Annotated in this window: 19 protein-coding genes; 11 read left to right on the top strand and 8 right to left on the bottom strand. The window is 63.9% G+C overall.

Annotated features, from left to right (window positions below; genetic code table 11):
• Positions 1-28: 28 nt before the first annotated feature.
• The 3 genes from panC to N2597_RS26565 all read left to right on the top strand — a co-directional run bounded on the left by panC (position 29) and on the right by N2597_RS26565 (position 3,342).
• Positions 29-946, top strand: a complete 918-nt coding sequence (gene panC, locus N2597_RS26575; protein WP_183601913.1) for a pantoate--beta-alanine ligase — start codon at positions 29-31, stop codon at positions 944-946.
• Positions 943-1,764, top strand: a complete 822-nt coding sequence (gene panB / locus N2597_RS26570; protein ID WP_183601915.1) for a 3-methyl-2-oxobutanoate hydroxymethyltransferase — start codon at positions 943-945, stop codon at positions 1,762-1,764. Before panC ends, panB begins: the two co-directional genes overlap by 4 nt.
• Before the next feature lie 177 nt (positions 1,765-1,941).
• Positions 1,942-3,342, top strand: coding sequence for a VWA domain-containing protein (locus N2597_RS26565; RefSeq protein ID WP_225881347.1), 1,401 nt, complete (start codon positions 1,942-1,944; stop codon positions 3,340-3,342).
• A 185-nt stretch (positions 3,343-3,527) separates the two neighbouring features.
• Here N2597_RS26565 and N2597_RS26560 read toward each other — a convergent pair whose 3' ends face one another.
• The gene (locus tag N2597_RS26560; protein WP_096762435.1) at positions 3,528-4,442 is read right to left on the bottom strand and encodes a hydrogen peroxide-inducible genes activator; all 915 of its coding nucleotides are present in this window, start codon (positions 4,440-4,442) and stop codon (positions 3,528-3,530) included.
• A gap of 144 nt (positions 4,443-4,586) precedes the next feature.
• On the opposite strand from N2597_RS26560, the gene katG reads away from it, so the two are divergent.
• Together katG and N2597_RS26550 are read left to right on the top strand one after the other, a co-directional pair.
• Positions 4,587-6,773: a catalase/peroxidase HPI gene (gene katG, locus N2597_RS26555; protein WP_106797501.1), complete on the top strand. Its 2,187-nt coding sequence runs from the start codon at positions 4,587-4,589 to the stop codon at positions 6,771-6,773.
• Between the two features lie 451 nt (positions 6,774-7,224).
• Positions 7,225-7,950, top strand: coding sequence for an SDR family oxidoreductase (locus N2597_RS26550; RefSeq protein WP_077988925.1), 726 nt, complete (start codon positions 7,225-7,227; stop codon positions 7,948-7,950).
• Between the two features lie 81 nt (positions 7,951-8,031).
• Here N2597_RS26550 and N2597_RS26545 read toward each other — a convergent pair whose 3' ends face one another.
• The 4 genes from N2597_RS26545 to N2597_RS26530 all read right to left on the bottom strand — a co-directional run bounded on the left by N2597_RS26545 (position 8,032) and on the right by N2597_RS26530 (position 10,225).
• Positions 8,032-8,436, bottom strand: coding sequence for a type II toxin-antitoxin system VapC family toxin (locus N2597_RS26545; protein ID WP_077988926.1), 405 nt, complete (start codon positions 8,434-8,436; stop codon positions 8,032-8,034).
• A complete protein-coding gene (locus N2597_RS26540) occupies positions 8,433-8,693 on the bottom strand; it encodes an antitoxin (protein WP_077988927.1) in 261 nt (86 codons plus the stop codon). The genes N2597_RS26545 and N2597_RS26540 overlap by 4 nt, the downstream gene beginning before the upstream one ends.
• Before the next feature lie 81 nt (positions 8,694-8,774).
• Positions 8,775-9,326 carry a DUF3299 domain-containing protein gene (locus N2597_RS26535; protein WP_009989453.1) on the bottom strand — a complete coding sequence of 184 codons (552 nt, stop codon included), beginning with the start codon at positions 9,324-9,326 and terminating at the stop codon, positions 8,775-8,777.
• 443 nt (positions 9,327-9,769) lie between these two features.
• Positions 9,770-10,225 carry an SgcJ/EcaC family oxidoreductase gene (locus N2597_RS26530; protein WP_077988928.1) on the bottom strand — a complete coding sequence of 152 codons (456 nt, stop codon included), beginning with the start codon at positions 10,223-10,225 and terminating at the stop codon, positions 9,770-9,772.
• A 238-nt stretch (positions 10,226-10,463) separates the two neighbouring features.
• Here N2597_RS26530 and N2597_RS26525 point away from each other — a divergent pair, with 238 nt between their 5' ends.
• The 4 genes from N2597_RS26525 to N2597_RS26510 all read left to right on the top strand — a co-directional run bounded on the left by N2597_RS26525 (position 10,464) and on the right by N2597_RS26510 (position 14,895).
• Positions 10,464-11,543, top strand: coding sequence for a sensor histidine kinase (locus tag N2597_RS26525; RefSeq protein ID WP_077988929.1), 1,080 nt, complete (start codon positions 10,464-10,466; stop codon positions 11,541-11,543).
• The gene (locus N2597_RS26520; RefSeq protein WP_040141498.1) at positions 11,540-12,199 is read left to right on the top strand and encodes a response regulator; all 660 of its coding nucleotides are present in this window, start codon (positions 11,540-11,542) and stop codon (positions 12,197-12,199) included. Before N2597_RS26525 ends, N2597_RS26520 begins: the two co-directional genes overlap by 4 nt.
• Positions 12,196-14,112 (top strand): sensor histidine kinase, encoded by a 1,917-nt coding sequence (locus N2597_RS26515; RefSeq protein WP_183601919.1) that lies wholly within the window; start codon positions 12,196-12,198, stop codon positions 14,110-14,112. The genes N2597_RS26520 and N2597_RS26515 overlap by 4 nt, the downstream gene beginning before the upstream one ends.
• Before the next feature lie 315 nt (positions 14,113-14,427).
• A complete protein-coding gene (locus tag N2597_RS26510; protein ID WP_183601921.1) occupies positions 14,428-14,895 on the top strand; it encodes a response regulator in 468 nt (155 codons plus the stop codon).
• A gap of 41 nt (positions 14,896-14,936) precedes the next feature.
• Here the strand turns inward: N2597_RS26510 and N2597_RS26505 are convergent, their stop codons facing one another.
• Together N2597_RS26505 and N2597_RS26500 are read right to left on the bottom strand one after the other, a co-directional pair.
• A complete protein-coding gene (locus N2597_RS26505; protein WP_183601923.1) occupies positions 14,937-15,509 on the bottom strand; it encodes a pyridoxamine 5'-phosphate oxidase family protein in 573 nt (190 codons plus the stop codon).
• Between the two features lie 13 nt (positions 15,510-15,522).
• Positions 15,523-16,227, bottom strand: coding sequence for an SDR family oxidoreductase (locus tag N2597_RS26500; RefSeq protein WP_096762440.1), 705 nt, complete (start codon positions 16,225-16,227; stop codon positions 15,523-15,525).
• A gap of 106 nt (positions 16,228-16,333) precedes the next feature.
• Between N2597_RS26500 and N2597_RS26495 the strand changes: the two genes are divergently transcribed.
• Positions 16,334-17,209, top strand: a complete 876-nt coding sequence (locus N2597_RS26495; protein WP_183601925.1) for a LysR substrate-binding domain-containing protein — start codon at positions 16,334-16,336, stop codon at positions 17,207-17,209.
• A gap of 42 nt (positions 17,210-17,251) precedes the next feature.
• Here N2597_RS26495 and N2597_RS26490 read toward each other — a convergent pair whose 3' ends face one another.
• Complete coding sequence (locus N2597_RS26490; protein WP_088675982.1) at positions 17,252-17,713, bottom strand: nuclear transport factor 2 family protein; 462 nt, start codon at positions 17,711-17,713, stop codon at positions 17,252-17,254.
• 141 nt (positions 17,714-17,854) lie between these two features.
• On the opposite strand from N2597_RS26490, the gene N2597_RS26485 reads away from it, so the two are divergent.
• Entirely contained in the window at positions 17,855-18,226 is a 372-nt protein-coding gene (locus N2597_RS26485) for a winged helix-turn-helix transcriptional regulator (protein ID WP_106797500.1), read from the top strand.
• The last annotated feature ends 350 nt before the right edge of the window (positions 18,227-18,576 follow it).

Here is an 18,576-nt window from a genome sequence, read left to right as displayed (position 1 = left end):
GAAGAATGACCGGCCGCGGGGAGGATATATGCGGGTTTTCTCGAGCATTGAAGAGCTGCGCCACACGCTCGATGCGCTGAAGCGGCAGGGGCGGACCGTCGGCCTGGTTCCGACGATGGGTTATCTCCATGCCGGTCATATGCAGCTTGTCGCGCGTGCCCGCGCCGAGAACGACATCGTCGTCGTCTCGATTTTCGTCAATCCACTGCAGTTCGGCCCGGTGGAAGATCTCAGCAAATATCCGCGCGATCTCGAGCGCGACGGCGCCATGCTCAAGCAGGCGGGCGTCAATTTCCTCTTCGCGCCCGGCGTCGAGGATATGTACCCGCGTCCAATGAAGACGGTCGTCGACGTTCCCGATCTCGGCCGCGAGCTCGAAGGCGCGGTTAGGCCCGGCCATTTCGCCGGCGTCGCCACCGTCGTTTCCAAGCTGTTCAATATCATCCAGCCGCAGACCGCTTACTTCGGAGAGAAGGACTACCAGCAGGTCGTCATCATCAAGCGAATGGTGGACGATCTCGCCGTGCCGGTGCGTGTCATTGCCGTGCCGACGGTGCGCGACAGCGACGGCCTCGCCTTTTCGTCGCGCAACGTCTATCTCAGCCCCGACGAACGCCGCGCGGCCGTGATCGTCCCTCAGACGCTCGACGAGGCAGAACGTCTGGTCGCTGAAGGCCTGTCGGATGCCGCGGAGCTCGAGGCAAAGCTCACCGCCTTCATCGGCCGCGAGCCCCTGGCGAAGGCCGAGGTCGTCGCCGTCAGGGATGCCTCGACGCTCGCCCCGGTCGCTTCCATCGAAGAACCCGTCGTCGTGGCGCTCTTCATTAGGATCGGAACGACGCGGCTTCTCGACAATCGTGTGATCCGCAGCCGAGGCCCCGGGGACACTAAGATTGTCCGGGACAACCGTATGAGCGGGCAATCCGGAAAGGGAGTGAGCAGATGAGTGCGGTCGGATCCCAGAAGCGTTTTACCCCAGCCCGCATCTCAGCCATGAAGGGCGGCAAACCGATTGTCTGCCTGACCGCCTACACCACGCCGATGGCGCGGCTGCTCGATGAGCATTGCGACCTGCTGCTGGTCGGGGATTCGCTCGGCATGGTGCTCTACGGCATGGAGACCACCATCGGCGTCACGCTCGACATGATGATCGCCCACGGCAAGGCGGTGATGCGCGGCGTCGCCAAGGCCTGCGTCGTCGTCGACATGCCGTTCGGCAGCTACCAAGAATCGAAAGAGGTTGCGTTCCGCAACGCGGTGCGCATCCTGCAGGAAACCGGCTGCGACGCCGTCAAGCTGGAAGGCGGCGAGGAGATGGCCGAGACCATCGCCTTCCTGACGAAGCGCGGGATCCCGGTCATGGGGCATATCGGGCTGATGCCGCAGCAGGTTCAGACCGCCGGCGGCTATCGCTCCGTCGGGCACTCCGAACACGAGACTTCGAAGATCCGGCGCGACGCGCATGCCATCGGCGGCTCGGGCGCCTTTGCCGTCGTCATCGAGGGCACGGTGGAACCGCTCGCTCGCGAGGTGACTTCAGCCATGCACATACCGACCATCGGCATCGGCGCCTCCGCCGCCTGCGACGGCCAGGTTCTGGTCTCCGACGACATTCTGGGGCTCTTCAACGATTTCACGCCACGTTTCGTTAAGCGTTACGACGAACTCGGCAAGAGAGTCGCGGATGCCGCCGCCACCTATGCCGACGAGGTGCGCACGCGCAAGTTCCCCGCAGCCGAACATACGTTCAAACGCCGCTCGTAAGGCGAGGACACCCGCCCTTCAAACGCGCGGGATGTCCATAATCAGAGCCGGTTGTACGATTCGCGTCGGAAAATGCTCCCTGCCGCTCCCGCGCGGCAGCGCGTTTCCCTGTCGTTAAGGTTGCCGCCATAGCGCTGCTCGAAATCAAAGAGAGATCTGAATTTCGAGCCGATGCCTATGCCCCCTCGTTCATCCCTTCTTTCCCGCCTGATCGATGATCGCGACGGGGCCGTCGCGATCATCGTCATTCTGGTCGCCGTGCCCATGCTACTCGCCGTCGGCGCATCCATCGACTTCATCAGGGCCTATAACAGCAGGACGGAGCTGCAGTCGGCCGCGGACTCGGCGGTGCTCGCGGCCGCTGCGAAATACAAGTCCGGCATGCCGGAGGCGAAGATAGCAAAGACGATCGACGCTTTCCTGTCGGCAAATGGGGAGTTCGAGACCGCCGTCGCCGGCAAGCCCGAGGTGGCGAGCGACGAGTCGGAACTGTGCGTCGATGTGACGGACGCCGTGCCCACCACCTTCATGAACCTGGCCAATATCCAGTCCGTCCCGATCGGCATCCGGTCCTGCGCGGCATTGCCGGGAGTGAAGCAGTTGGAGATCGCGCTGGTTCTCGACGTGTCGAGCTCAATGATCGAGGAGAACCGCTTCACGCCGATGCAGACCGCGGTCGCCGGCTTTCTCCAGGCCTTTTCCTCCAACGCGTCGCTCGTCGACAAAACCAAGATTTCGATCGTGCCCTTTTCCAGCCGCGTCAATTTCGGCCTGGCAAACACGGGCTGGCTCAAATCCTATAATGGAACTGCTGCGGTTCCCAAACGCTGGACCGACCCCAAATCCGTCTACACCTCCTCCAGCTACAAGCTCCCTTACTGGACCGACGGCGTCACCCCTGTCATGTCCACCTCGAAGAATTATTACTGGATGGGCTGCGTCGAGCCGCGCGCGGATGTCGAGGTGAGGGATAATGGGGCGATCGGTGACGGCATGGGCGACGCGCCGCCTGGTACCTCCGCCTTCGTCGCCATGGACGCCAATCCGAAATCGGGAACGAGCTTCTGCCCGCCCCCCGTCACGCCGCTGACCGGCGACTTCGCCTATCTGAAAAAGGCCGTTGCCAGCCTGACCTCCGAAGGCTCCACCCGGCTGGATGCGGGTGTGGTCGCCGGATGGTATACGCTGTCGCCGAAATGGCAGGGTGTATGGGGAGACCAATCCTCACCCGCACCGATCTCCGATTCCGTGCACAAGGTCATGGTGTTCATGACCGATGGCGAAATGAACACCAAATACGAGCCCAACGACAAGTTCGACTGGATCTGCTCGCAAACTCAATCGTCGGCATGCAACGCATTCGCCACCGCCGCGATGCAGACCGCATGCACGGCGATGAAGAAGAGCGGCATCGAAATCTATACGCTTTCCAACAGCACCGATGCCGACGTGGTGAATATCCGCAACTGCGCCACCAATACCGCCCATTTCTTCACCGCATCACCGGCCACCATCAAGACCGTCTATGAGACGATCGCCGCTGCCATTCGCGGCGATACTTTGCGGCTCACGCAGTAAACGCGACACTGCTCCTTGCGACCCAAAGCCCCTCCCCAACCCCTCCCCACAAGGGGGAGGGGCTAGAGCCAGCCGCATGCTCTGCGTTCAAGACTGAATGCAGCGGGGGCCGAAGGTTAAGCCCCTTCCCCTTGTGGGGAGGGGTTTGGGGCGGAGTCTTAGTCACCACTAGGCCAGCCTATCAATCACCCACCCGCATACTGCCCTCGCATCGTCTCCGCCGACCGGCGCACCGCCTCGGCGACCTCCTGCAGCTGTTTAGCCATGGGGGTCGAATTGCGCCAGACCATGCCGATCGTTCGCGACGGCTGCGGTGACGGGAAGCGGGAGATCGACACATGGGCCGAGCGCGTTTCGACCGGAACGGCCATCTCCGGGATCAGGGTGACGCCGATGCCGGCGCCGACCATCTGGACGAGGGTGGAGAGCGAGCTGCCTTCCATGATTTCCCGCGGGCGAGCCGGCCCGACCTTGCAGAAAGACAGGGCCTGGTCGCGGAAGCAGTGGCCCTCTTCGAGCAGCAGCAGCCGCATTTCGCGCAGCGCCTCGCGTTCGGGCACCGGCTTGTCGCCGTCCTCGTGCTGCCGGACCAGCACGAATTCCTCCTTGAACAGCTCGAGTTCGGTCAGCGAGGGCTCCGATACCGGCAGCGCGACGATCGCCATGTCGAGCTGGCCCTGCGCAAGTTCCTGAACCAGCTTGCCGGTCTGCGTCTCGCGCACCTCGATCTGAATCCCCGCGAAGCTTTTGTTGAGATCGTTTATAATCGCCGGCAGCAGATAGGGCGCGATCGTCGGGATGATGCCGATGCGCAGGCGTGTCAGAAAGCTGTCGCGCGAGGCGCGGGCAAACTCGCCGAGTTCGTCCACGGCGCGCAGGATATCGCGAACGCGCAGCGCAAAGGTCTGGCCGAAGGGGGTGAGCTTCACCTCGCGGGCGCTGCGCTCGAAGAGCTCGCTGCCCAACTCCTGCTCAAGTTCTTTGATCTGCATGGAGAGCGCCGGCTGGGAGATGGCGCAGGCATCGGCGGCACGGCGAAATCGGCCGTCCCTTGCCAAAGCTTCGAAATAACGCAGCTGTTTCAGGGTAAGGTTTTTCATAAGCCCAGCTTATCGCAGCAATCAGTAAATCCAACTTAAAATTATTGAACGCTTCAGATATGAAGACTGCAAGGGAGAGAGTGGGGCGCCGGCTCGGCTCATCTTTTTGAACCGCAGACAGATCAAGCAATGAAGGAGACGATCATGGACAACCCCACTGACACCGCAGGCAAATGTCCTGTAGCCCATGGCAACAAGCCGCGCGGCCCTTCCAACCGCGACTGGTGGCCGAACCAGCTGAACGTGCAGATTCTTCATCACAATTCCGGCCGCGCCGATCCGATGGGCAAGGATTTCGACTATGCCGAGGAGTTCAAGAAGCTCGATCTCGACGCGCTGAAAAAGGATCTTACAGCGCTGATGACCGATTCGCAGGATTGGTGGCCGGCCGACTTCGGCCATTACGGCGGCCTCTTCATCCGCATGGCCTGGCACAGCGCCGGCACCTACCGCATCACCGACGGGCGCGGCGGCGCCGGCCAGGGCCAGCAGCGTTTCGCGCCGCTGAATAGCTGGCCTGACAATGCCAACCTCGACAAGGCCCGCCGCCTGCTCTGGCCGATCAAGCAGAAATACGGCAACCGCATCTCCTGGGCCGACCTTCTGATCCTCACCGGCAACGTCGCGCTCGAATCCATGGGCTTCAAGACCTTCGGTTTCGCCGGCGGCCGCGCCGACGTCTGGGAGCCGGAAGAACTCTACTGGGGTCCTGAAGGCACCTGGCTCGGCGACGAGCGCTACAGCGGCGAACGCCAGCTCGCCGAGCCGCTCGGCGCCGTGCAGATGGGCCTCATCTACGTCAACCCGGAAGGACCGGGCGGCAATCCCGATCCGCTCGCTTCGGCGCGCGACATCCGCGAAACCTTCGCCCGCATGGCGATGAACGACGAGGAAACCGTAGCGCTGATCGCCGGCGGCCACACCTTCGGCAAGACTCATGGCGCCGGCGACCCGTCCTTCATCGGCGCCGAGCCGGAAGGCGGCGCGATCGAGGATCAGGGCCTCGGCTGGAAGAGCTCGTTCGGCACCGGCGTCGGCAAGGACGCCATCACCGCCGGTCTCGAAGTCACCTGGTCACAGACGCCGACCAAGTGGAGCAACTACTTCTTCGAAAACCTGTTCGCCTTTGAATGGGAGCTGACGAAGAGCCCGGCCGGCGCGCATCAGTGGCAGGCCAAGAACGCCGAAGCCTCCATTCCGGATGCTTACGACACCGGCAAGAAGCATCTGCCGACCATGCTGACGAGCGACCTGGCGCTGCGTTTCGACCCGATCTACGAGAAGATCTCGCGCCGCTTCCTGGAGAATCCGGACCAGTTCGCCGACGCCTTTGCCCGCGCCTGGTTCAAGCTGACCCACCGCGACATGGGTCCGAAGGTCCGCTATCTCGGACCGGAAGTTCCGGCCGAAGACCTGATCTGGCAGGACGTGATCCCGGCCGTCGACCATCCCCTGGTCGACGACAAGGACATTGCCGAGCTGAAGGCCAGGGTTCTCGCCACCGGCCTCAGCGTCCAGGAACTGGTTTCGACTGCCTGGGCGTCGGCCTCGACCTTCCGCGGCTCCGACAAGCGCGGCGGCGCCAATGGCGCACGCATCCGCCTTGCGCCGCAGAAGGACTGGGAAGCCAACCAGCCGGCCCAGCTCGCCAAGGTGCTCAGCGTCCTCGAAGGCATTCAGAAGGACTTCAACGCCGCCCAGACCGGCGGTAAGAAGATCTCGCTCGCCGACCTGATCGTTCTCGCCGGTGCGGCCGGCGTCGAGAAGGCGGCGGCAGCGGGCGGCACCACCGTCAGCGTGCCCTTCACGCCGGGCCGCATGGATGCCTCCGAAGCTCAGACGGATGCGCATTCCTTCGCAGCGCTCGAGCCGCGCATCGACGGCTTCCGCAACTACGTGAACAACAAGCGCCTGCAGTTCATGAAGCCGGAAGAAGCGCTCGTCGACCGCGCCCAGCTGCTGACGCTGACCGGACCCGAAATGACCGTCCTCGTCGGCGGCCTGCGTGTCCTCAAGGCCGGCCAGCCGGAACACGGCGTCTTCACCTCGCGTCCCGAGACGCTGACGAACGACTTCTTCGTCAACCTGCTCGACATGGCCACGCAGTGGGTCCCCGCCGCCGGCAAGGACGGCGTCTATGAAGGCCGCGACCGCAAGACGGGTGCTGCCAAGTGGACTGGCACCCGCGTCGACCTGATCTTCGGCTCGCACTCGCAGCTTCGCGCCTTCGCCGAAGTCTACGGCCAGGCCGACGCCAAGGAGAAATTCGTCAAGGACTTCGTCGCCGCCTGGAACAAGGTCATGAACGCCGACCGCTTCGACCTCGTCTGATCGGTTCAGCAAGTTTTTGCCCGGGCGCGGTTTCGGCCGCGCCCGGGCTTTTTTATGCGAATTCCTCGGGGCTCCGACCGTCCAAGCTTCCGATCCTCGCAGTACCTGATGGTGGTACGATGCGGGCACCACCTCTCCTCCGTCATCCCTGTGCTCGTCACAGGGATCCAGCGCGCCCAAGTCCTTGGGCGCGGGAGACTCTCTATCAACTACTTATTGAATCATTCACCGCGCCGACGCGCGGTGGCTGGATTCCTGTGACAGGCACAGGAATGACGGAGGAGAGGTGGTGCATCCGACTTCAATATCCAGTTTACGAGTGACTGGTGAGGAGTTTTGGGTTGGCCACCCGCCATTCTCTCCCGCACCGAAGCTTGCCGCCACGACGCGAACTTCTAGCCACGACCGACCCCACATGCGATAGATAATCGACGCAGCTGGAGGAGTTGATATGAACAGTTTGCAAGATAAAGTCGCAGCCATCACCGGAGCTGCTTCGGGCATTGGATTGGCGTCGGCAGAAGCGATCATCGCGGCGGGCGGCACCGTCGTGATGATCGACCGGGACGAGGCGGCGCTGAGTGCTGCCTGCCGCAGGCTGGGAGAGAAGGCGATCGCGCTGCCGCTCGACCTTCTCAAACCCGACGATTGCGCCGGTCTGCTTGACTGCATTCTCGCAAAGGTCGGTCAGCTCGACATCTTCCATGCCAATGCCGGCACCTATATCGGCGGAGATCTGGTGGAAGCGAACCTCGATGCGATCGACCGCATGCTCAATCTGAACGTCAATGTGGTCATCAAGAACGTCAGGACGGTCATGCCACACATGATCGAGAGAGGGACGGGAGACATCATCGTCACCAGTTCGGTCGCGGGCCAAGCAGCGGTTCCATGGGAGCCGGTCTATTCGCCTTCGAAGTGGGCGATGCACTGCTTCGTCCAGACCATGCGGCGGCAGCTCCTCAAGAACGGAATCCGCGTCGGATCCGTCTCGCCGGGCCCTGTCAGCAGCGCTCTGCTGAAAGATTGGCCGGAGGAGAACCTGCGCAAGGCAAAGGAGGCGGGTGCGCTGATCGAACCTCGCGACGTCGCGGAAGCCGTGCTCTTCATGCTGACCCGGCCACGCAACGTGACCATACGCGACGTGGTAATCCTGCCGAGCTCCTTCGACATCTGACACGAGACCGTATGTCCGGAGAGGGGCGCACTCCTCTCCGGACAGGTTGTCTGCGTGGGAAGCGTCCTCCCGGCGCAATTGTCAGATCGTCCAATCCTCGACATCAAGGCCATCCACGCGCCGGAACTCCCCGACATTGTTCGTGATGAGAACGAGGTCACGGGTCTTCGCCTGGGCGGCGATCAGCACATCATAGGGACCGATCGGCGTTCCCTTTGCTGCCAATGCCGCGCGGATCTCTCCCGATTCCAGCGCATCCTCGCGCTCGAAACCGACGGCGGGGAAATCCGCCATGAACAGGCGCAGGGTCTCGAGGTTGTAGGAGATTTTCGCGCTCTTATAGGCGCCGTAATAGAGCTCATGCATCACGATGGTGGAAAGCCCGATCGATCCTTCGTCGCTGTCGACCACGCGCTTCAGCAGCGCGTCGAATTTCCTGCTGATCAGCGCGATCACCGCATTGGTGTCGATAAGATGCGTGATCACTTGAACAGATCCTGAAGATCCGGCCTCTCCTCATCCTCCGGCTGCTCCCGTCCTTGCGCTAGAAAATCGTCGCTCAGACCGCGTTCGAGAGCGCTCTTCAGCGACGCCCAGCGCATGCCGGGATCGGCGCGCGGCCGCAAAATGACCGCATCGCCTTCACGCGTCACCTCCACCTGGTCGACGTCGAAGCGGAATTCCTTCGGCAGCCGGACGGCCTGCGAATTGCCGGATTGAAAGACGCGTGCATATTGCGGCATTGGTGCCTCCGCGATTTTGTATATACCGCCCAGTATATACGTGATCGGCCGCATTCGCGCAAGAAATCTCTGCAGTTTCCGCTAGCGCGGCACGACACCGAAAGGCGAAAGCGACAGCAGATCGGGGTCTTTCGTCGCTGCCGCCTTCGCCACCTCGGCATGGGCCATGCTGTAGCCGTAGGACAGGACGCGGACGCCGTCGATCATGAAGAACTGCGCCTGATCCAGGCCGGGCCGGAGCGTCCCCGTCACGGTGACGGTCTCGTAGATTTTTTCAAGGTGCAGAGGCTCCTGTGGAACGACTCGGACCAGCTGGTTGGGCGGCGGCGTGGGCATGTGGCTGCAGGCCCCGGCCCAGGGCACCAGCAGGAATTCATAGACGAGATCGCCGTCCTGATCGATCGGCAGGACGAAGCCCGTCAATTCGACCGGCTGGCCCTCCTCACGCCAGACCAGGGATTCGCCCTGAGGGCCGCTGACCGCTTTCGGCGACAGCGGAACTGTCGCCCTGGCCTGATCGGCCGGCCGCAAGGCGCTCCAGAAAATCGGCTGCGCCGCAGCGAGGACGCCGGACGCCGGCCATGCCGCGCCGAGTGTGAGCACCGCAAACATCAGGTATCTGTGCTTCATCATCCGCATCTCCCGGGCGGCCGCTTTGCCGGCTCGCCGCTGCCCGAGGATGCTAGCCGATCCTGCCCGGCCGTCAAAGCGCTCGGGCATTTCTTCTGGCACTGCGATCTGATTTACTCGACGTCACAGAGCCACGACTATCGGCTTATACTGATAATTGCCCCTCAACCTAACCCTCTCCCCGTTTTGACGGGGCGAGGGGACGTGCCCTGCTATGGACCAGCGAGGGACGGCGGCGTTGCGGCATATCCCCTTCGCCCCGTTTACGGGGACAAGGTGGCGGCAGCCGGATGAGGGGCTCATCGATCTCCTAGACCGGGATGTCGCGCAGGTATTGAACCCTCCAAGCCCACGCATAACGAAAGGGACGCCGACAGGCATCGTCAGCAATCAAGAGATCCCGTATGGGGTGGACACGGGATCTCCCTGCCGGATCGGTCAGACCTTTACTTCTCCGGCATCATCGAGGAGTGGTGGGAGGTGATCAGCCAGTTCCCGCCCTTGAACTCATAGGTGTAAGTGTAGCGGGCGGGCACCTTGGAGCCGTCCTTCATGGTGAAGGTGTAGGTGCCGGCGTCGACGGCCCAGTTGCAGCCGGTCTTGATGGTGCGGCTGTCGATGTGGCCCTTGGGGCCCTTTTCCAGGAAGTGCTTGAAATAGTCGATCCGCTCTTCCTGGGTAAGGCGCGGCTTGTTTGCCAGCGTCGCCAGCAGCACGGAATCCTCGCTGTAGTTCTTGGCGACTTCCTCGGGATTGAGCGTCGCCAGCGAGGCGTTCCAGTGGTCGAAGAGCTTGGCGACCTGTTCTTCGCTCACCGAAGCGCAGGTCGCCGTTTCGGCCGCGTTGGCGGATTGGACCTGGACGAAACCGATGATAAGGGCGGCAGCAATGATCGTACGCATGTTTGACTTCCTTTGTGGCGGTTCCGGGCGACATCGCGTCGGTCAACCGCATGACCGATAGTTAAGCGCCGGAGCACCACGGCCCCATCTGCCGGGTGGCTTCGATCCGATCTGCCGAACGGCATAGATGACATTCCCGCCGGAATGACTATCGTGCCCCCGTCATTGATTTCTGGAGCAGCCCCCGCTGAGCACGGAGCAAACCATAGAGACGACGCACGCGCCCGATGTGGCGGAGATGAGGGCGCTTTACCGGGCGGCGGAAGCGCGGGCGGCGCGGCTGCGCTTCATCATCGAGACGCGCACCCTGCTCGATGCGCAGGCCTTCGAAACGGCCGCGCCCCAGATACTGTCGCGGCTTGCCGATTTCGCTGGCGCAACGCTTGCGACGCTGACCTTTGCCGCACCACAGGGAAAGACGCCCGCGCAGCTGACGATCGGCCGGCCGACAGGCAATGACGCGATCCTCTTTGCGTCCGAGGACGGCGCCGCTCTTTCCCTGACGCTGATCGGCCCAGCGAGGGCGCGCGCCATCGATGCCGACGACCGGCAGACGCTGGAGGTGGTGGCCGGGCAGCTCGCCGACGCCTGCAATCTCGAACGGCAGGCGGCGGAAAAGCAGGCGCTGCTCGGCGATCTCGAACTGCAGCGCAGCGAACTCGCGGCCCTCGTCGCGCAGCTGATCCAGGCGCAAGAGCAGGAGCGGCAGCGGGTGGCGCTCGATCTGCACGACGGCGCAGCACAGCTTGCCGCCGGCCTTAGTTACCGCCTGCAAGATCTGGCGGCCCGCATCGGCGAGGTGCATGCGCTGAAACCGGAGATCGATCAGCTCGCCGCACTTGCGCGCCACTCCGTCGCCGATCTTCGCGCCGCCATCGCCGATCTCCGCCCGCCCGAGCTCGACGATCTCGGCGTCGCCGCAGCACTGCGCACCCGTCTCGACGCGATCGACGGCATGGAGGTGATCGCCGATCTCGATGCCGGCGCCGACCGCTGGCCGGCCTCGACCGGGATCATCTTCTACCGCGTCGCCCAAGAGGCGATCACCAATGCTGTCAAGCACGCCGAGGCGCGCCGCCTCATCGTGCGCCTTTTCGAAGACGGCGCGGGGCAGGCCCATCTCGAAGTGATCGACGACGGCAAGGGTATCAGCGAGGCGCAGCATCCTGAGGTTCAGGGCAGGGGAGCCCGGCTCGGCATTGCCGGCATGCGCGAAAGGCTGGCGCTGCTCGGCGGCCGTTTCGAGATCTTCGCCGGCGCTTCCGGCGGCACGCATGTCCGCGCCGCAGCGCCGCTCAAGCAGGAGAGGGCGGGATGACCGCATCCATTCTCGTTGCCGACGATCACGACATCGCCCGCGCCGGCCTGATCGCCATGATAGGCGGCCAGGACGATTTCCATGTCGCCCTCGACGTGCGCGACGGCGCGGACGCGGTGGAAGCGGCAGCCCTGCACAAGCCGGATCTGGCGCTGCTCGATATCCGCATGCCCCGCATGGACGGGCTTGCCGCGACGCGGGAGATCCGGCGCGTCTCGCCGGGCACCCGCGTCATGATCATCACTATGCATGACAGCCTCGATTATCTCGAAGCGGCGATCGAGGCCGGCGCCACCGGCTATCTGCTGAAGGATGCGAGCCGCGACGACATTCTGCGCACGATCCGCCGCGTGCTTTCGGGCGACGCCTTCTTCGACGGCCCGCTGGTCGCAAGGCTGTTGAAGCGCGCCGCCACCAAGCCGCAGACTAATGCCAGCGCATTGGAAACGCTGACGGTGCGCGAGCGCGAGGTGCTGAGCAAGGTGGCCGAGGGCCTGACCAACAAGGAGATCGGCCGGGCGCTGAAGATCTCTCCCGGCACCGTGAAGATCCATGTCGAGCGCATCATCGCCAAGCTCGGCGCCGGCGACCGCACGCAGGCCGCCGTCATGGCGGTGCGCGGCGGGCTGGTGCAGACGGCGAAGGATGAGCCATGATGCCTCGCTTTGCCGACCTGCCGCTCAGGGCAAAGGGCATCGTCATCATCATGGTGCCGCTGGCGCTGCTCTTGGCCGCGCTCGCCTCGGTCTTCATCGCCGACCGGCAGAGCCGCATTGCCGAGGATCAGGTGCGTGTGACGCTGGAGATCCAGTCCGGCATTCAGGAGCTGCATGCCCTGATCGCTGAAGCGGCGACCGCCATGCGCGGTTATCTCCTGACCGGCAGGAGCGATTTTCTCGATCCATTCAACCGCGCGGAGGACAGGCTGCCCGTCGTGCTCGACGAGGTCGGCCGGCGCTTGCGCGACGAAGAGCAGAAGGCCCGCCTCGAGCGCATCCGCGCCCTGGTCGACGCCAAGGTCGACCGTCTGCAGCTCCTGAAACAGGCCGATATCCTGCGCGCCGGTGGCCGCGAGGATCTGGCCGCCAAGCTCATCGAGGGCAAGCAGGTGCTCGACGTGCTGAGGCAGGAAATCGACGCGATGAACCGGCGCGAGGCCGATCTCCTCAACGCCAGAACGCAGGCGGCTGACCGGGTCCGCACCCTGTCGCGCAGCCTGATGATATCAGCCGGTTTTCTCGGCTTTGCCGGCGCGCTCGTCGCCGTTTTCCTGTTTTCGGCAAGCATCGTGCGCCGCGTGCACGCGCTGAAGGCCGAGGCGCACCGCCTCTCGCGAGGGGAAGTCGTGACATCGGCCGATCCCTTCCACGATGAGCTCGGCAATCTCGGACAGGCGCTCGCGGATGCGAGCGTGCTTCTGAAAAAGCGCGAGGCCGATCTGACCGAGAGCGAGGAGCGCTTCCGCCAGCTGGTCGAGGGCGTCAGCGATTACGGCATATTCGGGCTCGATCCGGATGGAGGGGTGGTGAGCTGGAATGCCGGCGCCGAGCGGATCACCGGCTATCAGGCCGAGGAGATTGTCGGCCAGCATTTCTCCCGCTTCTATCCCGCTGAAACCAGGGAGACATTTCCGGGAGAAGAGCTTTCGAAGGCGGCCCTACACGGGCGCACCGAGGCGGAAGGCTGGCGCCTGCGCAAAGACGGATCGCGCTTCTGGTCGCATGTCGTCGTCACCGCCCTCCATGACGAGACGGGGCGGCTGCGCGGCTTTTCCAAGATCACCCGCGACATTACCGAGCGCAAGCAGTTCGAGGAGGCGCTGCTTGCCGCCCGCGAAGATGCGGTGCGCGCCAGCAATGCCAAGAGCGAATTCCTGTCGCGCATGAGCCACGAGCTGCGCACGCCGCTGAATTCCGTTCTCGGTTTCGCGCAGCTTCTGGAAATGGATGTCGACGACGCCGAATCCCGGGAAAGCGTCGCGCAGATATTGCGGGCCGGCAGGCACCTACTGAGCCTGATCGACGAGGTGCTCGACATGGCACGGATCGAGGCCGGGCGCATGGATCTCACTGTCGAGCCGCAGCCCGTTGCCGAGGTGATCGAGGAAGCAGTGGCGCTCGCAAGGCCGCTCTGCGGCAAGCAGCAGATCCGCATCGAGGTCATCGAGGCCGAGCCGGATCTGACGGTGCTCGCCGATCGCCGGCGTCTCCTCCAGGAGTTCCTCAACCTGCTTTCCAATGCGGTGAAATACAATCGCCCGCAGGGCAGCGTCACCGTCAGCCACCGGGTGCTCGACGACCGCATCCGCATCGAGGTCAGCGACACCGGCCCCGGCATTCCGGCCGAGCGCGTCGCGCGCCTGTTCACCCCCTTCGACCGGCTGGGCGCCGAGCGCATCAGCCAGGATGGAACCGGCCTCGGGCTGGCGCTCTCGAAACACCTGATCGACGCCATGGGCGGCACGCTCGGCTTCAGCAACCGGGAGGGCGGCGCCAGTTTTTACGTCGATCTGCCGCGTGCGCCTGCTGCGATGCGGGAGGCCGAGGCGCAAGACGTCGTAGTGCCGTAAGGCCCCGCCAGTTTGTTAAAAGGCTCTCTTTCGTCATGCCTATTCGGTTCGTGCCGGTAACTGCCCCTCACCCTAACCCTCTCCCCGTTCTGACGGGGAGAGGGGACGTGCCCTACGAGACGTTGGTGAGAGACCGAGAGGTTGCGGCATAGTCCCTTCTCCCCGCGCGCGGGGAGAAGGTGGCGGCAGCCCGATGAGGGGCAACCCTCGCCGCCTCCCGGGCCAAGACGTCGCTGGTTCCAGATGCCCTATCGCTTTAATTTGGCCGCGCCGCTTGCTATCAGTGCGACATCGCTTTCGACGAAGTTTGGCTCCATGACAGATACCACCGATAGCCTGCGAGCTTCGACGATCCTGATCGTCGATGACGAGCCCGCCAATGTTTCGCTGCTGGAGCGCATCCTCAAGCGCGAGGGCTTTACGGCGCTGATCAGCACGACCGAGCCGCGCGAGGCCCTGCGGCTCTTCCGCGAGCATCCTGTCGATCTCGTCCTGCTCGACCTGATGATGCCCGATCTCGACGGTTTCGCGCTGCTCGAGACTTTCGCAAGGCTCATCCCCGACGACAGCTACCTGCCGATCCTGGTGCTGACCGCCGATGCGACCCTGCCGACGCGCCGGCGCGCGCTTTCCCTCGGCGCGAAGGATTTCCTGACCAAGCCCTTCGATGCGATCGAGGCGGTGCTGCGCATCTTCAACCTGCTCGAAACACGCATGCTGACGCTGGAACTCGCCAGGCACGGGCTGGCGACGCCGAGATCGGAACGTCCGAGGATCGATTGATCGCCCCTCCGCTCAACGTCTGAAAGCGCGGCGATTTCAGGTCAGGGATTGACCCAGCGGCGAGAGGAGAGGGCGCCGGTTTCGTCATAAGAGAACAATGCCCTGCGATTGTCCTGCTGGCGCAGCTGGAACCAGTCCAGCGTGCTGGCCCGAAAGATCAGTAGGCCGAAGCGCGCCTTTCCCTCGGCCTCATCCGCAGGCGCCGCCACTCCGATAGTTTCGAAGGCGCGCTCGTCCCCGGGCGGGCCGCCCGCATAGGTCATCCGCGTCCGCGCGGGCAGCCTGTCCCATGCGGCGTCAGCCCCTCCGCTTCCCGGCCCATGAAGCTCGACCTCCCCTTGAAGCCGAAGCTGCAGCCGGCTGTCGGCGCTGAAGCCGAGGACCGTGACGCGGGGATTGGCTGAAAGTTCCAGCCATTTGGAGCTGCGCGTATCCGTATGAAATTCGAGACGCCGCGCCGACCTGTCGGCGGCACGCAGCACGACCATGCGTGCCTGCGGCCTCGTCTCGATATCGACGGAGCAGAGGTTGAGATAACGGAAACCCGACTGCGGGTTCGCCGCAGCCGTTTCGAGTTCCGCCCATGCCGCGGCGTCGATGTCAGTGAGATCCACCGGCAGGCTCCGCTCAGACCGAACGGGCGATGCCGCCGTCGACGCGGATGTTCTGGCCGGTGATGTAACCGGCCCCCTCCGACAGGAGGAAGGCGATGGTGGCCGCGATTTCCTCGCTGGTGCCGTAGCGGCCCATCGGAACGCTGTCGCGCCGTTCCTCGGTGGCGGGCAGGCTGTCGATCCAGCCGGGCAGGACATTGTTCAAGCGGATGTTCTTGGCCGCGTAGCTATCCGCGAAGATCTTGGTGAAGCTTGCCAGCCCTGCCCGGAAGACGGCCGAGGTCGGGAACATCGGCGAGGGTTCGAAAGCCCATGCCGTCGAGATATTGACGATGGCGCCGCCGCCCTGGCTTTCCATGATCGGCGCGACCAGCCGGATCGGTCGCACCGCGCTCAGGAAATAGACTTCCATGCCCCGGTGCCAATCCTCGTCCGAGATGTCGAGGATCGGCGCGCGCGGGCCGTGGCCGGCGGAATTGACCAGCGCGTCGATGCGCCCCCATCGCCCCATCGAGAGATCGACGAGCCGCTTCACATCGTCGTTGGACTGGTTGGAGCCGGTGACGCCGACGCCGCCGAGTTCCCTTGCCAGCGCCTCGCCTTTGCCGGAGGAGGAGAGAATTGCAACGCGGTAGCCGTCCGCAGCGAGTTTCCGCGCTGCTGCGGCGCCCATGCCGGATCCGCCGGCGGTGATGAGAGCGACTTTTTCTTCAGACATTGAAACCTCCGACTGCTGATTTTGCGAAGCACTATGCCAGATATGCTCTCTGCTTTCGCGCGAGAAAGAAACATGCGAGACTGTATAAAATCTACTGGATAAGCCAATGATCCGATCCCGCCGAGCGCTGCCGCCGTTGAATGCCCTGCGCGCCTTCGAGGCTTCGGGCCGGCGGCTGAATTTCCGCGCTGCCGCCGAAGAGCTCGGCGTCACGCAGGGTGCGATCGCCCAGCAGGTCCGCGCGCTGGAAGATCAGCTCGGCCTCATGCTGTTCCAGCGCCTGCCCCGCGGCCTTGCGCTGACGGCGCAGGGTGCGGCCTACCTCTCCGACGTCACCCGCGCCTTCGATATGCTCGGCGAAGCGACCGGACGGCTTCTGGCGCGGCCGGAAACCGTGACGATCAGCGTCACCCCGACCGTCGCCGCCAAGCTTTTGATCCCGCGCCTCGCGGAGCTCTACAGCGCCCTTCCCGACGTGGATCTGAGGACGGTCGCCACCGAGACGCTGTCGGATTTCGACCGCGACCAAGTGGATATCGCCGTGCGCCTGACCAGCCAGGCTTTCCCGGCGACGCTGGAGGCAAGGCTGCTGTTCCGCCAGGAACTGGTGGCGGTCGCAAGCCCGCATCTGGTGAAAGGGCTCGCCCTTCCCTTGAGCCGCGAAGAACTTTGCAAGCTGCCGCTCCTGCATGACTCGCACGATCGCTGGGGCGTATTCCTCGGAATTCGCGAGAAGCTGCCGGGCGCGGCCTTCAACCATACGACACTGGCGCTCGACGCCGCACTCGCCGGCCAGGGCGTGGTGCTCGCCTGCCGGGCCTTCGTGATGGCCGATCTCGAGGCCGGGCGGCTGGTGCAGGTGACGGAGGAAACGGCGGCCGTCGGCGCCGATTACTTCCTCGTCCGCAAACGCTCGTCATCGCCGCGAAAGGCCGTGGACGCAGTGTGGGACTGGTGCGCGGCGCGGCTGTCGCTCGGCTGAGCGCCCGATGATCGGGGCCGGCTCACGCCGGCCCCGTCATGTTCAGAACATGGTGTTCTTGTTGGCGGCCTCTTTCGGCACCGCCTGGATCACGTCCCAGTGCTCGACGATCTTGCCGTCCTTGACGCGGAAAATATCGACGATCGCCTGGCCGCGATCGTCAGCGCCGTTTGTCGCATGCACATGCAGCCAGACGAGATCGCCATCGGCGGAACTGCGGACGATCTTCGCCTTCGACTGAGGATTGTCCTTGAAGAAGCCGGTGAAGAAGGAAACGAGAGGCTTCTTGCCATCGGGAACCTCGGGATTGTGCTGCCGATACTCGTCCGCCACCACCGAGGCGGCCTCGACATCATGGCTGTTGAAGAAGCGGTCGTAGAATTCCACGACCAGCTTCCGGTTGGCTTCTTCGACCTTCAAATCCCGAGAGGCGGCAAAGGCGCCGGAAGGCATGGCGATGCCCGCCAGAATGGCGAGTGCGCAAAGCGATTTCCCGAATGTCATGCATCAAACTCCTTGGTACGAATCCGCGATCTAGTCTAAGAAACAGACTATGAGGCTTGGTCTAGGACAGCGCGAAATACCCGGCAAGAAGGCAGTTTTCAGTGCCGAAGTCAGCGCGCGATGACCGGGAAGGAGGAAGCGATGCCCGGGAAAACCGATCCGGCGGGAGAGCGGCCCGGGGCAGGATGCCCGATCAGGGGCGTGCTCGACCGCATCGGCGATCAGTGGAGCCTGCTGACGCTCGAGGCGCTGGAAACTGAAAGGAAGCGCTTCAACGAGCTGCTGCGCGAGATCGGCGATATCTCCAAACAAATGCTCTCCAAGACGCTGCGGCATCTGGAGCAGGACGGCTATATCAGGCGCACCGTCTATCCCGAGGTGCCGCCGCGCGTGGAATATGAGCTGACGGAACTCGGCCGATCCTTCCTCATCCCGATGAAGGCCCTGATCGGATGGGCCGAGCAGAACCATCCCGAGATCATTCGATCGCGGCTACGGCATGAAACTGAGTAGGATTTGAATAGAGGCAAGAAGCAAGGTCGAAGCGCGTCCTTCGAGGCTTCGGCCTTCGGCCTGCGCACCTCAGGATGAGGGAGTTTGGTGGATGCCGCGCCGACAACAGCGGACGTTGATGGATGCAGCGACCTCTCTCCGACCTCATCCTGAGGTGCCCCGCAGGGGCCTCGAAGGACGAGAAGCGCGGTCGGAGCGCGTCCTTCGAGGCTCCGGCCTTTGGCCTGCGCGCCTCAGGATGAGGAAGGTTGGCGGGTGCCCCGCCGGCAACAACGGGCGTTGGAGGATGCCGCGACCTCTCTCCGACCTCATCCTGAGGTGCCCCGCAGGGGCCTCGAAGGACGAGGTCG

The sequence above is a fragment of the Rhizobium sophoriradicis genome, assembly GCF_025200795.1.
In the GTDB taxonomy this organism is placed as follows: domain Bacteria; phylum Pseudomonadota; class Alphaproteobacteria; order Rhizobiales; family Rhizobiaceae; genus Rhizobium; species Rhizobium sophoriradicis.
The sequence above is the reverse complement of the archived record's forward strand: the minus strand, read 5'-3'. Positions and strand labels throughout refer to the sequence as shown.

Coding starts and splice junctions, on each gene's coding strand:
- N2597_RS26540 (WP_077988927.1), bottom strand. CDS start 8,693: ATGCCGCAATATGCACGCGTCTTTCAATCCGGCAATTCGCAGGCCGTC.
- N2597_RS26515 (WP_183601919.1), top strand. CDS start 12,196: ATGATGCCTCGCTTTGCCGACCTGCCGCTCAGGGCAAAGGGCATCGTC.
- N2597_RS26535 (WP_009989453.1), bottom strand. CDS start 9,326: ATGATGAAGCACAGATACCTGATGTTTGCGGTGCTCACACTCGGCGCG.
- katG (WP_106797501.1), top strand. CDS start 4,587: ATGGACAACCCCACTGACACCGCAGGCAAATGTCCTGTAGCCCATGGC.
- N2597_RS26530 (WP_077988928.1), bottom strand. CDS start 10,225: ATGCGTACGATCATTGCTGCCGCCCTTATCATCGGTTTCGTCCAGGTC.
- N2597_RS26525 (WP_077988929.1), top strand. CDS start 10,464: ATGAGGGCGCTTTACCGGGCGGCGGAAGCGCGGGCGGCGCGGCTGCGC.
- N2597_RS26490 (WP_088675982.1), bottom strand. CDS start 17,713: ATGACATTCGGGAAATCGCTTTGCGCACTCGCCATTCTGGCGGGCATC.
- N2597_RS26560 (WP_096762435.1), bottom strand. CDS start 4,442: ATGAAAAACCTTACCCTGAAACAGCTGCGTTATTTCGAAGCTTTGGCA.
- N2597_RS26495 (WP_183601925.1), top strand. CDS start 16,334: ATGATCCGATCCCGCCGAGCGCTGCCGCCGTTGAATGCCCTGCGCGCC.
- panB (WP_183601915.1), top strand. CDS start 943: ATGAGTGCGGTCGGATCCCAGAAGCGTTTTACCCCAGCCCGCATCTCA.
- N2597_RS26510 (WP_183601921.1), top strand. CDS start 14,428: ATGACAGATACCACCGATAGCCTGCGAGCTTCGACGATCCTGATCGTC.
- panC (WP_183601913.1), top strand. CDS start 29: ATGCGGGTTTTCTCGAGCATTGAAGAGCTGCGCCACACGCTCGATGCG.
- N2597_RS26485 (WP_106797500.1), top strand. CDS start 17,855: ATGCCCGGGAAAACCGATCCGGCGGGAGAGCGGCCCGGGGCAGGATGC.
- N2597_RS26520 (WP_040141498.1), top strand. CDS start 11,540: ATGACCGCATCCATTCTCGTTGCCGACGATCACGACATCGCCCGCGCC.
- N2597_RS26565 (WP_225881347.1), top strand. CDS start 1,942: ATGCCCCCTCGTTCATCCCTTCTTTCCCGCCTGATCGATGATCGCGAC.
- N2597_RS26500 (WP_096762440.1), bottom strand. CDS start 16,227: ATGTCTGAAGAAAAAGTCGCTCTCATCACCGCCGGCGGATCCGGCATG.
- N2597_RS26550 (WP_077988925.1), top strand. CDS start 7,225: ATGAACAGTTTGCAAGATAAAGTCGCAGCCATCACCGGAGCTGCTTCG.